Here is an 18,091-nt window from a genome sequence, read left to right on the forward strand (position 1 = left end):
CTACGTAAGTTGTCCCACGGGGTGTAACCACCGCAGGGCACACGTAGTCGGTCACCGGAGCAAGAGTCGTCTCGCCGCTCCTAGTAGATAAGAGAACGATTCGTGGAACCGGCAGAGTTCGCGGCTGGTACGTCCGCCCGCGTTGACACCAGTGTCAACGAGAACGATTCGCACTTTTTCGCCCTCACCGCCGCTCAGCGCGGTATCTGGTATGCCCAGCACCTCATGGGCGAAGTGCCGATCACGATTGCGCAGTACATCGACGTCGAGGGCGCTCTGGATGTCGATGCTTTTCGACGTGCAGGTCAGGTCGCTGCCCGCGAGATCGGTAGCGGGATGCTCCGGATCGTCGAGATCGACGGCGAACCGCTCCAGACTGTCGACCTCACTCTCGACGACGGGGTGGGACACCACGATTTCCGGGCGGAGCCGGACCCCCACGCTGCCGCAGTCGAGTGGATGCGCGCCGACTACACCGCACCGCTGGATCTGCTCTCGGACCGGCTGATCCGGGCGGCCACCCTGCAGATCGGTGATCACCACCATCTCTGGTACTGCCGCATCCACCACATCGCGCTCGACGGCTACGGCGCCATGAAGTTCATGAGCCGCGCCGCCGAGTTGTACACGGCCGAGATCCGGGGTGTGGAGCCGACGCCGTCGGTGGCGGGTGACCTCCGAGAGGTTTCGGCCGCCGAGGACGCATACATCGGTTCTTCCCGGTACCTCACCGACCGCGACTACTGGGCGACCCGATCCCGGAACCTCCCCGTCCCGGTCAGCCTTGCGGGCCGCACTGCCCCGGCGCAGGCTCGGTCCCGCTGGCACGGCGGGCAGGTGCCCACCGACGTCGCCCGGTCGGTGGACGGGGCGACCTCGCGTCTCAACTCCGCCTTCGCGGCTGTCGCCGTGGCCGCGACCGCAGCTTTCGTCGCCCGGATGACAGGTTCGGACGACATCGTTCTCAGTCTGCCCGTGTCGGCCCGCACCAACGCCGTGCTGCGTCGATCGGGCGGCATGGTGTCCAATGTGGTGCCGCTGCGGGTGTCGATCACCCCGGACACGACGGTCGCCGCGCTGGTCTCCGCCGTCCAGCTCGAACTCACCGGTGCGTTGCGCCACCAGCGCTACCGCAGCGAGGACATCCGCCGCGACGCCGGCGCCGCCCAGGATCAGCGGGGCTTCTTCGGTCCCGCGATCAACATCATGAACTTCCATTCCGAAATCACCCTCGCCGAGCTCACCGGTCGGTTCCACGTCCTGTCGACCGGACCGGTCGAGGACCTCTCCGTCAACCTGTACCCGAGCGTGGCGGGAAGTTCGTCGCGCATCGATTTCGAGGCGAACCCCGCCCTGTACGGGGCCGAGGAACTCGCCGGACACCACGCGCGGTTCCTCGACCTGCTGGCCCGGTTCGCCGACGCGGACCCGGACACCCCGGTTGCACACCTGGACGTGCTGACGGCGGACGAGCACGCACAACTCGTGCCTGCCGCCGGCCCGGCGGCACCCGACCCGTTGCTGCTGGTCGATCTGTTCGAAGCCGGGGTCCGGGCGAACCCCGACGGCACGGCACTGATTCTCGATGGAGCAACGACCGGCTACCGCGAACTCGACGAGCGCAGCACCGCGCTCGCACGACTGCTGCTGACCCGCGGAGTGGGCCCCGGTGACTTCGTGGCGGTGTCGTTCACCCGGTCCGTCGACTCCGTCGTGGCGGTGTGGGCCGTGGCGAAGTCGGGGGCGGCGTTCGTCCCCGTCGACCCGGCCTACCCGGCCGAGCGCATCGCCCACATGTTGTCCGATTCGGGCGTGAGTCTCGGTTTGACGGCCACCGCGCACCGCGACCTGCTCGAGGGAACCGGCGTCGAATGGCTCGCCCTCGACGACCCCGCGCTCACGTCTGCGTGCGCGAAGCTGTCGGTCGCACCGGTGACGGACGCCGATCGCCCGGTACCACTGACACCTCACCACCCGGCGTACATGATCTACACCTCGGGTTCCACGGGCACGCCGAAAGGTGTGGTGGTCACGCACACCGGCCTGGCCGCGTTCGCCGCGTGGGCCCTGCCCGAGCTCGGCGTGACGCGCGACTCGCGGGTACTGCGCTTCTCCTCGTCGAGCTTCGACGCGTCCGTGTTCGAGATGGTGCAGGCGTTCAGTGCGGGCGCGACGATGGTGATTGCGCCACCGGGCGTGTATGGCGGCGACGAACTCACGGCTCTCCTCCGTTCGCAGCGGGTCACCCACATCATCAGTGCACCCGCGGTATTGGGAACCGTGGACGCCGCCGACCTCGACTCGCTCGAGGCTGTGGTCGTCGGTGGCGATGTGTGCCCGCCGGATCTCGTGGAGCGGTTCGGCAGCCGCTGCCGTCTCTACAACAGCTACGGCCCCACCGAGTCGACGATCGTGATCACCATGACGGGTCCGCAGACCGACCCCGCCGCGATCACGATCGGCGGCCCGATGCAGGGCGCACGAGCAGTCGTCCTGGACCGCTGGCTGCGGCCGGTGCCGCGCGGGGTGACAGGGGAGCTGTATCTCGGGGGCCCCGGGCTCGCCGAGGGCTATCACGGCCGTTCGGGTCTGACGGCGTCGCGATTCGTCGCCGATCCGTTCCCCGGGGGCGGTGGTAACCGCCTGTACCGCACCGGCGACCTCGTGCGGTGGAGCCGCGGCGAGCAACCCGTCCTCGAGTATCTGGGCCGCAGCGACTTCCAGGTACAGCTGCACGGACTGCGCATCGAACTCGGTGAAATCGATGCGGTGCTGTCGGGGCACGAGTCGGTGGACTTCGCGGTGTCCGCCGTGCGGGAACGTGAGGGCGGCACCTCGGTGCTGGTGTCGTACGTGCGAATGCGGCCGAATTCGCGTTTCGATCAGGCCGCGCTCGCCGCGCACGCTGCCCGCCTCCTGCCCAGCTACATGGTGCCGTCCACCGTGATGGAGCTCGACCGGGTTCCGCTCACCCCGGCGGGCAAGGTTGACCGTGAAGCCCTACCCGAACCGGTCTTCGCGGTCCGCGAGTACGTGGCCCCGCGCACCGACACCGAACGGCTGGTCGCGGCCGCCTACGCCGGTGTGCTCGGTGCCGGCGTGGTCGGAGCCGAGGACGATTTCTTCGATCTGGGCGGCGATTCGCTGAGTGCCACCCGGGTGATCGGCCGGGTCAACGAGTCGGCAGGCACGTCGTTGGCCGTGCGGGTGATCTTCGAGTCGCCGGGAGTCTCGGCTCTCGCCGCGGTGGTCGACGCCGCCGAGCGCGGGGACCGCCCGGCGCTGGTGGGCATCGAACGACCGGATCGCATTCCCCTGTCCGCGGCGCAGTCCCGGATGTGGATCCTCAACCGCTACGACCCCGAGTCGGTGGCCTACAACATTCCGCTCGTACTGCGGCTGTCCGGCGACCTCGACACCGTTGCCCTCGGGGCGGCGCTGCGGGACGTCCTGGAGCGCCACGAGGCGCTGCGGACCGTGTATCCCGACTCTGCCGACGGCCCGTATCAGCTGATCGTCCCCCTCGACGACCTCGCGCTGGACGTCGAACCGCGCCGCGTCGACGACGAAGAACAGCTGTTCGCAGTGCTGACCGCCGAGCTGTCCACCGGCTTCGACGTGACGGCATCGGTCCCGTTGCGCAGCAGCGTATTCGAGCTGTCACCGGACGAACACGTTCTCGTCGTGGTGGTGCATCACATCAGTGCGGACGGCGCGTCGATGGGGCCGCTCGCCCGCGACCTGATGCTGGCGTACACCGCCCGCGTCGGCCACCAGACCCCGGACTGGACACCGCTCGCCGTCCAGTACGCCGACTACAGTGTCTGGCAGCGGCAGCTCCTCGGCTCCGAGTCCGAAGAGGGAAGTGTTGCCGCACGCCAGGCTGCGTACTGGCGTCAGCAACTGCGCGGCGCCGCGGAGCTGCTCGAGCTGCCCACCGACCGGCGTCGGCCGGCCGTGGCGTCACTGCGCGGGGAGATCTCGACGTTCCGTCTCGACAGCGCACTCGTCGAGCAAGCCACGGCGTTCGGACGCAGCCACGGCGCCACCCTCTTCATGGTGGTGCACGCGGCCCTGGCCACACTGCTCGCGCGCCTCGCCGCGACCACAGACGTGGTGGTGGGCACTCCGGTCGCGGGACGCGGCGAGCAGGCCCTCGACGACCTGGTGGGCATGTTCGTCGGCACGCTCGCATTGCGGACCCACATCGATCCGGCGTCCTCGTTCGCGGAGGTGCTCGGGCACGTCCGGGAGACCGATCTTGCGGCGTACGGCAACGCGGACCTGCCGTTCGAGCGGTTGATCGACCTACTGCAACCGGCACGCTCCCAGGCGTATTCGCCGATCTTCCAGGTTGCGCTGTCGCTCGAGGATCAGAGCGTCAACCAGCTCACGCTTCCCGGTCTGTCGGTGTCGGCACTGGATCTCGGTGTGGTGCCGGCGAAGTTCGATCTGCAGTTGACCCTCCGCCCCGACGGTGCCGCAATGGCGGCGTCCTGGATTTTCGCCACCGATCTGTTCGACCGCGACACGATCGACTCGTTCTCCGTCCGCTTCGAGAATTTTCTGCGGCAGGGGATCACCGATCCGAGATGCGCGGTCGGCGATCTGGACCTGCTGACCGCAGACGAACACGCCGCACTGACCGCGCCACCCGAACCGCCTGCCGTGGTCGCACGCACGTTGCCGGACATCTTCACGAGCGGTGCCGGGCGCGGCGAGATCGCACTCGTGTCGGAGGAGGGGGAACTCTCCTACGCGGACCTCGACGCGCAATCGAACCAGTTGGCGCGCGTACTCATCACACACGGCGTGGGTCCGGAAATGGTTGTAGCGCTGGCACTTCCGCGAACCGCCCAGGCCGCCCTCGCCGTGTGGGCCGTGACCAAAACGGGCGCTGCGTTCGTGCCCGTCGATCCGAGCTACCCTCGCGAACGCATGGAGCACATGCTCTCCGACTCGGGTGCGGCGCTCGGGTTGACCGACACCGCCACCGCGGCGGGGCTGCCCGGCGGTACCGAGTGGCTGCTGCTGGACGACGTCGCACACGTCACGTCGGCCGCACCGGTCACCGATCGCGACCGCACTATGCCGCTGCGCCTGCAGCATCCGGCGTATCTCATCTATACGTCCGGCTCCACCGGAACCCCCAAGGGCGTCACGGTCACTCATACGGGATTGAGCGCATTCACGGCGGAGGCACGCCCGGAACTGGGCACTACGTCGCAGTCCCGCGTGCTCCGGTTGTCGTCCGCAAGCTTCGACGCCTCCGTCTTCGAAATGATTCAAGCGTTCAGCGCCGGGGCCACCCTGGTGATCGCGCCGCCGTCGGTGGTCGGCGGCGAAGACCTCACCGCCCTGCTCCGCGACCAGCGCGTCACCCACGTGCTCACTGCCCCAGCCGCATTGAGCACCATCGATGCGAGCGCACTCGGTGAACTGCGCACCGTCGTCGTCGGGGGGGAGGTGTGCCCACCGCAGCTGGTCGAACAGTTCTCCCCGGGGCGCCGTTTCTTCAACAGTTACGGCCCCACCGAAACCACCATCGTCGTCACCCTCGGTGAACCGCTCACCCCGGGCGCCGACATCACCATCGGCAGCCCACTCGACGGCACGCAGGCACTGGTCGTCGACTCCCGGCTGCGGCCCGTGCCGCGCGGTGTCACGGGTGAGTTGTACCTGTCCGGTCCCGGCCTCGCCCGCGGATATCACGCCCGGCACGGACTGACGTCGGAACGGTTCGTCGCCAACCCCTCTGGACCCCAGGGTAGCCGGATGTACCGGACCGGTGACCTGGTGCGGCTGCGATTCGACGGGCAGCTCACCTATGTGGGCCGCGCCGACTCGCAGGTGAAACTGCGGGGTCTGCGCCTCGAACTCGGTGAGGTCGAGGCCGCGCTGTCCCGGCACGGCGACGTGGTGGCCGCGGCAGCGTCCGTCCATCACCACCCCCGGCTCGGCGATCAACTCGTTGGTTACGTCGTGCCAGCGCCGGGAACCAGCCCCGACGTCTCCGACATCCTGGCGGCCGCGGCAGAACTGCTGCCCCGCGCGCTCGTGCCGGCAACCGTCACAGTCCTCGACGCCCTTCCGCTCACCCCGGCCGGGAAGATCGACCGCCCGGCGCTACCCGCCCCGACATTTGCGGCGCGGACGGTGTTCCGGGCGCCCTCGACCGCCACCGAACTGCTTGTCGCGCGGGTGTTCACGGAGATCCTCGACGTCGACAGGGTAGGAGCCGACGACAGCTTCTTCGAGATCGGCGGCAACTCCCTGTCCGCCACCCAGGTGATCGCCCGCCTGCGCGCGGCCACGGGCACGTCCCTGTCCGTGCGGTCGCTGTTCGACGCACCCACCGTCGCGGCGCTGGCCGCCGCCGTGGACACCGCCGGACGGTCCGACCGCCCGGTCCTGGAGGCACGTCCGAGACCGGATCGGATTCCGCTGTCTCCGGCGCAGGCGCGGGTGTGGTTCCTCAACCGTTTCGACCCGGGTTCCACCGTCGACAACCTGCCGCTCGCCCTCCGCCTGACCGGGACGCTCGACGTCTCCGCTCTGCAGGCAGCGCTCAGCGACGTCCTCGAACGGCACGAGGCACTGCGCACGATCTATCCCGACTCACCCACCGGCCCACACCAGGTCCTGGTCTCCATCGAGTCGGCGCTCCCGGACCTCACCGTGCTCGAGGTGACCGAGAGCGAGGCGCTGCAGCGGGCAGTGGAGTTCGCGACTACGGGATTCGACCTCACCGTGGAACCACCCCTGCGCGCAGGCCTGTTCGCGGTCTCCGAGAACGAGCACCTTCTCGTCGTCGTGGTCCATCACATCGCCGCCGACGGTTTCTCGCTCGCGCCGCTGGCCCGCGACGTGATGCTCGCGTACACCGCACGTGCGCAACAGGACGAGCCTGCGTGGTCGCCACTCCCGGTCCAGTACGCCGACTACAGCCTCTGGCACCGCGAACTGCTCGGCAACGAGGACGACCCCGCCTCGCTGGTGTCCCGCCAAACCGAGTACTGGGTGCGCAGTCTCGCCGAGCTGCCGGACGAGCTCACCCTGCCCACCGATCGGCCGCGTCCACGCCGACAGTCACACCGCGGCAGCGAGCTGACGTTCGATGTCGACGCCCACACCCACGAATTGCTGCGTGAACTCGCGGCTACTCGCGACGCCAGCCTGTTCATGACCGTGCACGCCGCCTACGCGGTGTTCCTGAGCCGGCTCTCGAACTCCGCCGACATCGTGGTCGGAACTCCCGTTGCCGGCCGGGGCGAGCAGGCCCTCGACGACCTCGTGGGCATGTTCGTCAACACCCTCGTCCTGCGGACCCACGTCGCGCCGGAGGCCACGTTCGACGAGTTGGTGGAGCGCACCCGCGAAACCGATTTGGGTGCGTTCTCGCATGCCGACGTGCCGTTCGAGCGGTTGGTAGAAGTTCTCGATCCGGTTCGCTCACAGGGTCGGCACCCTCTGTTCCAGGTCGCCCTGTCCTTCCAGAACCTGGCCCCCACCACGTTCGACCTGCCGGGACTCGCAGTCTCGACCGTCCCGGCGGAGCTGCAGACGGCCGAGTTCGATCTGCATCTGACCCTCACCGAACAGGCTGACGGCGGAATCCACGCGTCCTTCACCTACGCCACCGACCTGTTCGACGCGTCGACCATCGCAACGTTCGCCGAACAATTCACCCGCATCCTGCGGGCCGTGGCCGCGGACCCATCGACACCGGTCGGTGACGCGGCCCTGCTCGACGCGCCGGAATACACAGAGCTGGTCGACATTCGCAACCGGACGGACCATGCGCTGCCCGAGGCCCTGCTACTTGACGCCTTCGCGGACCAGGTACGCCTGACCCCGGATGCGCCGGCACTCGTCTTCGAGGGTGAATCGCTGACCTACCGGGAGTTCGCGGGTCGGGTGAACCGGTTGGCGCGGGTTCTGATCTCCGAGGGCGTGGGTCCGGAATCGTTGGTGGCGTTGGCCATGCGCCGTTCCGTGGACCTGGTCGTCGGTATGTATGCGGTTCTGACCGCGGGCGGCGGTTATGTTCCCGTGGACCCGGACCATCCGGCCGATCGCATCCAGTACATCCTCGATGCGGCCGATCCGATCTGTGTCCTGTCGACGTCGCGGGACGCTTTTGCGAGTGAGCGGTCCGTCATCCTTGTCGACTCTCTCGATGTCGACGGCGTTTCGTCGGCACCGCTGACGAATTCGACGGTGCACCCGGATGGGGTCGCCTATGTGATCTTCACGTCGGGCTCGACCGGCAAGCCCAAGGGCGTCGCGGTGACGCACCGGGCGATCGTGAACCAGATCGCCTGGATGCGTTCCGAGTACGTACTCGACGCGTCGGACGTGTACTTGCAGAAGACCGCAACGACATTCGATGTGTCCCTGTGGGGTTACTTCCTTCCGCTGGCTGCCGGCGCGACGCTGGTGGTCGCGGCACCGGACGGGCACCGCGACCCGCAGTACCTCGCCGACACCATTCGAGAGCACCGGGTGACGGTCACCGACTTCGTGCCGTCCATGTTGTCCGTCTTCGCCGACGGCGTCGGACGTGAGGCGCTGACCACCCTGCGGCACGTATTCGTGATCGGTGAGGCCTTGCCCGCGGCGACTGTTCGGGACTTCACCGAGATTTCGGCGGCGCGGGTCCACAATCTTTATGGGCCGACCGAGGCCGCGGTGTCGATCACCTACGCGGATGTCACCGACACGCCTGAGGGTGGTGCGGTGTCGATCGGTACACCGGAGTGGAACAGCCGCGTCTATGTCCTTGATTCGAGGTTGCACCCCGTCCCCGCCGGAGTCCCCGGCGAGCTCTACCTCGCCGGCATCCAACTAGCCCGCGGCTACCACGGCCGTGTCGACCTCACCGCCGACCGCTTCGTCGCCGACCCCTTCACCAGCGCGGGGGAGCGGATGTACCGCACCGGTGACCTCGTCCGTTGGAACACGACCGGTGAACTCGTATACATCGGGCGCACCGATTTTCAGGTCAAGTTCCGTGGCCAGCGCATCGAGCTCGGTGAGATCGAGACCGCTCTGCTCGCCCATGCTCAGGTGTCGCAGGTGGCGGTGCTCGTCGTCCCGACCGGCAGCGGTGATCATCTCGTGGGTTATGTCGTCCCGACCGCGGGTTCGGACGTCGACGTCGATGAATTGCGCACCGCGATCGCACACACGCTGCCCAGCTACATGCTGCCCGAAACTATCCTGGTCCTCGACAGTTTCCCCCTCGGCACCTCCGGCAAACTCGACCGGAAAGCCCTGCCCGCACCCACGTTCGAGGCCCGCGTTTTCCGGGCGCCAACCACCGCTACCGAAAGCGTCGTCGCCCAGGTCTTCGCCGACGTCCTGGGTGTCGAGCGGGTCGGCCTCGACGACGACTTCTTCGCCCTCGGCGGTAACTCTCTGATCGCTACCCAGGTCGCCGCCCGACTCGGCCGTGCACTCGACAGCAGAGTTCCCGTGCGGGAGCTGTTCGACGCCCCCACCGTCGAGGCACTCGCAGCGCGCGTTGCCCTCCTCGCTGGAACGGGCGGCGGAACGGCACTCGTGGCCGCTCCGCGTCCCGAGCGAATCCCGTTGTCGTCGGCGCAGAACCGGATGTGGTTCCTCAATCGCTTCGATCCGGAGTCGGCGGCGTACAACCTTCCGCTCGCGATCCGGCTGACGGGGACGCTGAACGTCGCGGCCCTCCACACCGCGGTCCACGACGTGCTGGAACGGCACGAGTCGCTGCGCACGGTCTTTCCCGACAACGGTGACGGCCCCGTGCAGGTGATTCTGCCTGCCGACCGGGTCGACCTCGATCTCACCCCGGTCGACGTGACCACCGACGAACTTGTGGGTGAGGTGACCCGCGTCCTGCACGGCGGCTTCGACGTGACCGCGGGAATTCCCCTTCGCGGGAGACTTCTGCGCACCGCCGTCGACGAGCATGTCCTTGTCATCGTCGTTCACCACATCAGCGGCGACGCCGTGTCCATGGGTCCGCTCGCTCGCGATGTCATGGTCGCCTATACCGCCCGAAGTGCGGGACACGCTCCGAACTGGTCACCGCTTCCGATGCAGTACGCCGATTTCGCGATCTGGCAGCACGCGGCACTGGGTTCCGAGTCCGATCCCGAATCACTGGCCGCACAGCAGATCCGGTACTGGACCGAGACGCTGTCCGGGCTGCCGGACGTGCTGGAGCTGCCCACCGATCGGCCCCGCCCGGCCGTGCCGTCGCAGCGCGGCGACACCGTGCGCTTCGACGTTCCGGCGGACACCGCGTTGGCGCTCGAGCAGACGGCCCGCGATCACGGCGCCTCCGTGTTCATGGTGCTGCACGCGGCGCTGGCGGTCGTGCTGTCGCGGTTGTCGTCGACGTCCGACATCGCCGTCGGCACCCCGGTCAGCGGTCGCGGCGAGCAGCACCTCGACGACCTGGTCGGAATGTTCGTCAACACCCTGGTCCTGCGTACGCACGTCGCTGCGCACGAAAGCTTCACTGAACTCCTGACACGGGTGCGCGACACCGACCTCGGCGCGTACGGGCACGCGGACATTCCGTTCGAGCGGCTCGTCGACGTCCTCACTCCCGTCCGCACTCAGGCCCACACACCCCTGTTCCAGGTGGCGCTGTCGTTCGAGCACCGCGGTGTCACCCGCTTCGAATTGCCGGGCGTGACCGTGGAACCCGTTCCGTTCGAGGCGGACACCGCGCAGTTCGACCTGGCGTTGGTCCTGACCGAAGGCGATTCGGCGAGTGCATTGTCGGGCGCGTTGCGATTCGCCACCGACCTCTTCGACCGGGCGACCGCCGAGGACATCGCCCGGCGATTCGTCCGTGTCCTCGACGCAGTGGTGGCCGATTCGGGCGCGATCGTCGGCGACATCGACCTCCTCGATCCGAGCGAGTGGGCGGCGGTGTGTGTACGGGGTGCGCCGTCGGCGACTCCGACGACACTCGCCGGCCTGATCGACGTCGCTGTCCGGACCGACCCGAACGCGCCTGCGCTGAGCTGGAACGGTCGCGAGTACACGTATCGTGAGGCGGACGAGTGGTCCACGCGCCTGGCCCATCTACTGCTCGAGCACGGGGTGGGACCGGAATCCTTCGTGGCCCTCGCTCTCCCGCGGTCGCTCGAATCGGTGCTGGCCGTGTGGGCGGTGGCCAAGACCGGTGCGGCGTACGTGCCCGTGGACCCGACATACCCGGCGGATCGCATCGCGCACATTCTCACCGATTCCGGCGCCGCCCTCGGTGTCACGCTGTCTGGTGAACGGGCCGCGCTGCCGGACACCGTCGTCTGGCTGACCCTCGACACCGAGGATGTCACCGCCCGGCACCAGTCGGCGAGCGCCGAGCCGATCACCGACGCAGACCGGATCCGCCCGGTCCGCGTCGAGAATCCGGCATACATGATCTACACGTCGGGCTCGACGGGTCTGCCCAAGGGTGTCGTGGTCACGCACGGCGGCCTTGCGAACCTTGCCGCCGAACGTCGCGAGCATTACCGAATCGAGCAGTCGTCACGCTTCCTGCACAAGGCGTCGCCCAGTTTCGACATGGCCGTCGGCGAGATGGTGTCGGCGCTGAGCGCCGCCGCTACCTTGGTGATCACGCCGACCGAGATCGTGGGCGGCGACGAACTGTCCGAGCTTCTGGACCGTCAGAAGGTCACCCATGCGTTGATCACCCCGGCGGTGCTCGCCACGATGGACCCGGCCGGACACCCGCAGTCGCGGGTCCTCGGTGTCGGTGGTGAGGCGTGCACTCCCGAACTGGTCGCCCGCTGGCAGCCGGGACGCATCATGCTCAACGGTTACGGACCGACCGAGGCGACCGATATCTCGACCGTCGGCGACCTCGTGGCCGGTGCGCCGGTCACGATCGGGCATCCGGTGCGTGGATTCGAGGTCATGGTTCTCGACACCCGCTTGCGGCCTGTTCCTGCCGGTGTTTCGGGTGAGCTGTATGTCGCGGGACCGGCCTTGGCGCGCGGCTACCATGCTCGGCACGGCCTGACCGCCGAACGGTTCGTCGCCAACCCCTACGGCGCACCCGGCGAGCGCATGTACCGCACCGGCGACATCGTCCGCTGGACCGGAACGCACGGACTCGAGTACTTCGGCCGCGGCGACAGTCAGGTGAAGATTCGGGGCAACCGGATCGAGCTGGGGGAGATCGAGTCCGCGGCGACCCGCCACGACACGGTGGGCCAGGCCGCCGTCGTCGTCCACGACACCCCGTCGGGGCAGCGTCTCGCGGCCTACCTCGTGCGTGCTCCCGGTCACGCACTCGACACGGACGCCATCCGGCGCCACCTCGAGGACGCCCTGCCTGCGCCCATGATCCCGGACGCCTACATGGTGATCGAGGCGCTGCCCGTGACGGTGAACGGGAAGCTCGACCGAGAAGCGCTGCCCGAACCGGTCTTCGTCACCGCGACCGCGCGTTTCCGGGCGCCGGTCACCGACAACGAGAAGATCCTGGCGGGCGTGTTCGCCGAGCTACTCGGCGTCCCGACGGTCGGTGTGGACGATTCGTTCTTCGGTCTGGGTGGCGACAGCATCGCGTCGATCCAGCTCGCGTCGAGGGCGAAGGCGCACGGGTTGATCATCTCGCCCCGGGACGTGTTCGAGCACAAGACCGTTGCGTCCCTCGCGCAGGTGGCGGCCCACGCCACCGACACCGAACCCGTCGTGCTGGAGGAACTTCCGGGCGGCGGTGTCGGCCGGATGCCGCTCACTCCGGTGATGCATCTGGTCACCGAACGCGGTGGCACTCTCGACCGCTACTCGCAGTCGGTCGCACTGGAGTTGCCGGTGGGCATCGACCGGGCAGGTCTGATCGCGACCCTGTCGGCCGTGATCGAGCACCACGACATCCTGCGTGCCCGCCTCGTCGGCGAAAACACGCTCGAGGTGGCACCGGCAGGCGCCGTCGACGTCGACTCTCTCGTGCACCGGATCGACTGGGATCCGCGGACGGATCCGACCGAACCGGCTCGGCGTGAACTGGATTCGGCGCTGAACCGCCTGAACCCGCGGGCCGGCATCATGCTGCAGTGCGTCTGGCTCGACCCGGTCGGCGTACCCGGACGGAGCGGCCGTCTGATCGTCTCCGCCCACCACCTCGTGGTCGACGGCGTGTCCTGGCGCATTCTGATTCCGGATCTGATCGCCGCGTGGGCGCAGATCTCGTCCGGTGAGGCTGCGACGCTCCCGCCGGTCGGCACGTCGATGCGCCGGTGGGCGCACGCCCTGACCGAGGACGCGCACACCCCGGAGCGAGTTGCGGAATTGCCGTTCTGGCAGGGGATTCTCGACGGTCCGGACCCGACGCTCGGGTCCCGGCCGTTCGACCCCGCAACCGACGTCCTGGCCACGGTCGACCACGTGCGCGTCGAACTCGACGCGGCGGTGACGCGATCACTGATGACGTCCGTTCCCGCTGCCTTCCGGGGTGGCGTCGGCGACGGGCTGATCGCCGCGTTCACACTGGCCGTGAGCGCCTGGCGGCGTCGCCGGGGAATCGACGAGTCCTCACTTCTCCTGCAACTGGAGGGCCACGGACGCGAGGAGGAGGCGGCGCCCGGCGCCGACCTCTCCCGCACGGTCGGATGGTTCACCAGCGTGTATCCGGTTCGGATCGACCTCGGTGGAATCGACGTCGACGCCGCCCTGGCCGGGACAGGCGACACCTCCCGCGCCGTCAAGGCCGTCAAGGAAAACCTGCTCGCACTACCTGCCCGCGGGCTCGGCTACGGGCTGCTGCGCCATCTCAACTCCGAGACCGTCGCGGCGCTGGACAACCTCCCCACCCCTCAGGTCAGCTTCAACTACCTGGGCCGGGTATCGGCGGCGGACATTCCGGAGGAGTTCGCGCACTTGGGCTGGACGCCCACCACTGACTTCGGCGACCTCGGGGGCGTTGGCAACGACGACATGCCCGCCGCCGCCGTTCTCGACATCAACGCGATCGTCACCGGTGTGGACGGTGAGTCCAGGTTGACGGCCACCTTCTCGTATCCCCGGGAAGTGCTGTCGGCGGCCGACGTCCGGGAGCTTGCGGACCTGTGGACCAGTGCGCTCATCACGGTCGCGGCGCATGTGGACAGCGGAACGGCGGGCGGGCTCACGCCGTCGGACGTGCCCCTCGTCGCGGTGGGGCAGCGGGACCTCGAACTGTGGGAAGAGCAGTACCCGGCGCTGTCCGACGTCTGGTCGCTGTCGCCGCTGCAGCACGGGCTCGCCTTCCATGCGCAGCTCGCGCAGGACACGGTGGACGTCTACACGACGCAGACGGTGCTGAAACTCGGTGGCGTCGTGGACGCCGACCGGATGCGTACAGCGATCTCCGCCCTGCTCGACCGGCACGCAAACCTGCGCACAGCGTTCGTCGGTGCGAGTACCGGCGAACTCGTGCAGGTGGTCCTCGACAGCGTGGAGATCCCCTGGCGCACCATCGATCTCGGGGCCGTGGACGAGTCCGCTCGAGCCGCTGCGCGGGACGCGGCGCTCACCGCAGACCGCGAGCGCCGGTTCGACCTCGCTGAGCCGCCGCTACTGCGGTTCACGCTGATCGACGGCGGCGACGGGCACCACGTCCTGGCCGTGACTCTGCACCACATCCTCGTCGACGGCTGGTCCATGCCGTTGCTGTTGAAGGAACTCCTCGTTCTGTACGCCACCCGAGGTGACGCGTCCGTGTTGCCGCGGGTGCCGTCGTACCGCACGTTCCTGTCGTGGCTGGCATCGCGAGACCGCGCCGCCTCCCAGGCCGTGTGGGCCGAGGCGCTCGCCGGTATGGAGCAGCCGACTGTCGTCGGCTCCGACGGTTCCGGACAGGCGGGACCGACCGCAGTGACGGCGGTGGACGCAGACGCCGGACCTGAGCTGTCCACCCGGCTTACCGCACTCGGGGCGGAACTCGGTGTCACGCTCAACACGCTCGTCCAGGCCGCATGGGGAATTCTGCTGTCCCGCATGCTCGGCCGCGAAGACGTGGTGTTCGGGGCGACGGTATCGGGCCGCCCCGCGGAACTCGAGGGCGTCGAGTCGATGGTCGGCCTGTTCATCAACACCCTGCCCGTGCGGGTGCGCATCGACCCGGACGAATCGGCGGCCGGCCTCCTGATCCGAGTGCAGCGCGAACAGGCGACGCTGCTCGATCACCACTACCTCGGCCTGAGCGAAGTCCAGCAGACTGTGGGCAGCGGCGCCCTGTTCGATACGCTGACGGTGTTCGAGTCGTATCCCGTGGACACCGCAGCACTGGCCGAGGTGACCTCGATCGACGGCATGACCGTCCTCGGTGTATCCGGCGAGGAAGCCACCCACTACCCGCTCACTCTCACGGTGTTCGCCGACGACGGGTTGCGGTTCACGCTCAGGTATCGCACCGATGTGTTCGACGAGACGTACGTGACCGCGCTCCGCACACGGCTGCTGAGGGTTCTCTCCGTACTGGTGGCCGACCCCGCCGCACCGATCGGCCGGATCGAAATCCTCGACCCCGACGAGCACGCTGCCCTCGCGCCTGTGCGCGGTCTTCCGGCCGCGGCGCCGACCACCCTCGCCGGGAACATCGACGCCGCCGCACGTACCGCCCCGGAACGGGTCGCGCTGTCCTGGAAGGGCCGAGACTGGACGTACCGCGAGGCCGACGCCTGGTCGAACCGTCTGGCCCGGTTGCTGCTCGCGCAGGGTGTCGGACCCGAAACGTTCGTCGCTGTGGCGTTGTCGCGGTCGGTGGAATCGGTGCTGTCGGTATGGGCGGTGGCTAAAACGGGTGCCGCCTACCTCCCCGTCGATCCCACCTACCCGACGGAGCGCATCGACCACATGCTGTTCGACTCCGGCGCCCGCATCGGCATCACCGTCGCTGCGGATCGGGATGGACTGCCGGACGATACCTCCTGGCTCCTTCTCGACGAGATCACAGACGCGCTCGACGCCATCCCGGCCACCCCGGTGACCGACGCGGAACGCGCGCGGCCTGTGCGTATCGAGAACCCGGCGTACATGATTTACACGTCCGGTTCGACAGGACGGCCGAAGGGTGTCGTCGTCACCCATGGCGGCCTTGCGAACCTCGCCGCGGAACGCCGTGAGCACTACCGCGTCGAGCAGTCGTCCCGGTTCCTGCACAACACCTCGCCCAGCTTCGACATGGCGGTGGGCGAAATGATGTCCGCCCTCTCCGCCGCAGCGACCCTGGTGATCACCCCACCGAGCGTGATCGGCGGGGACGAATTGGCCGCCTTCGTCCGGGACGAGCACGTGACGCATGCGCTCATCACCCCGGCGATGCTGTCCTCGATCGACCCTGAGGGGCTGGAGGAACTGCGCGTCCTCGGTGTCGGTGGTGAGGCGTGTACTCCCGAACTGGTGGCCCGTTGGCAGCCGGGACGCATCATGCTCAACGGTTACGGACCGACCGAGGCGACCGATATCTCGACCGTCGGTGATCTCGTGGCTGGCGCGCCGGTCACGATCGGGCATCCGGTGCGTGGATTCGAGGTCATGGTTCTCGACACCCGCTTGCGGCCCGTTCCTGCCGGTGTTTCGGGTGAGCTGTATGTCGCGGGACCGGCATTGGCGCGCGGCTACCATGCTCGGCACGGCCTGACCGCCGAACGGTTCGTCGCCAACCCCTACGGCGCACCCGGCGAGCGCATGTACCGCACCGGCGACATCGTCCGCTGGACGGCAGCGGGCGAACTCGAGTACAGCGGCCGCTCGGATCACCAGGTCAAGATCCGGGGTTACCGCATCGAACTCGGTGAAATCGACGCCGCCGTACTGGAACACCCCGACGTCGACTACGCGATCACCCTCGGCCGTCGCGGCCCGTCGGGTGACACCGTGCTGGTGTCCTACGTGGTCCCCGCCGCGGGGTCCGCGCCAGACCCCGCTCGGGTGCGCGCATTCGTGTCAGAGTTTCTGCCGACGCACATGGTGCCGTCGGCGGTGGTGTGCATCGATTCCGTCCCGCTCACCCCCACCGGGAAGCTTGACGTCGATGCGCTTCCGCGCCCCGATTTCGTTGCTGCCGAATACCGTCGGCCGAACGAGGGACACGAGAGCACGGTCGCGGCTGTGTTCGCCGAAGTCCTGGGAGTCGACAGGGTCGGCGCCGAGGACAACTTCTTCGACCTCGGTGGCACATCGCTGTCCGCGATGCGGGCGGTGAGCCGACTACGGGCCGGCAGCGACGTGACCGTGTCGCTGCAATGGTTGATGACCGAGCCGACACCCGCCGCGATCGCGGCCCGCATGGACGCGGCCGACGGCGACACCGAGGATCCCGCGCTCGACGTGGTCTTCCCGATCCGCGCGGGTGGGGCGGGTGCGCCGATGTTCTGGATCCACCCGATCAGCGGACTGGCCTGGTGTTACACGGGATTCGCCGAACACATCGACGAAAACCGCCCTGTCTTCGGCATTCAGACTCCGGCCGTCGTGGGAGAGGTGCTGCCCGGCTCGATCGAGGAACTTGCCGACCGGTATCTCGTCGAGGTGCAGCGGATCCAGCCCGAAGGCCCCTATGATCTGGCCGGCTGGTCGATCGGTGGCGTCATTGCCCATGCGATGGCGGTGCGACTGCAGGAGACCGGCCACGTGGTGGGTTCACTCGTCATGCTCGACAGCTTCGCGGAAACGCAGCAGTCGGAGGGCAGCGGTGAGGCGGCGGTTCGCGAGGAGGACACGGCGGACGTGCTGTCGGCCCTGAGCCCCGAGTACCTGCATCGCCTGACCGCGGCCGCGCACCACAACGCCACCCTCATGAGCGACTACCGGCCCGGGTTGTTCGACGGCGACGTGCTGTTCTTCACGGCGGCGCACGATGATCCGACGCTGCGGCGTGCGGTCGGCACCTGGCGCCCCTGGGTGAACGGGCGGATCGCGAACCATTCTGTGGCTGCGAATCATTGGCAGATGACCGAACCTTCCGCGGTCAGTGTGATCGGCCCACTGCTCGCCGCACACTTGGCCGACGCCGTGCATCACGCTTGGAGAATGGAGATCGACCGATAAGACCCGCCGGGTGGTGATGCGACGGCTGGTGCTGACGTCACAAGCTCTT

The 18,091-nt window shown here is 68.3% G+C and carries 1 protein-coding gene; it reads left to right on the forward strand.

Translation table 11 applies throughout. The features are described from left to right. The first annotated feature begins 102 nt into the window (after window positions 1–102). Window positions 103–18,042, forward strand: coding sequence for a non-ribosomal peptide synthetase (locus tag GFS60_RS04045; protein WP_159919080.1), 17,940 nt, complete (start codon window positions 103–105; stop codon window positions 18,040–18,042). Window positions 18,043–18,091: the final 49 nt, after the last annotated feature.

The sequence above is a fragment of the Rhodococcus sp. WAY2 genome (assembly GCF_009859915.1).
GTDB classification, from domain to species: Bacteria; Actinomycetota; Actinomycetes; order Mycobacteriales; family Mycobacteriaceae; genus Rhodococcus_F; species Rhodococcus_F oxybenzonivorans.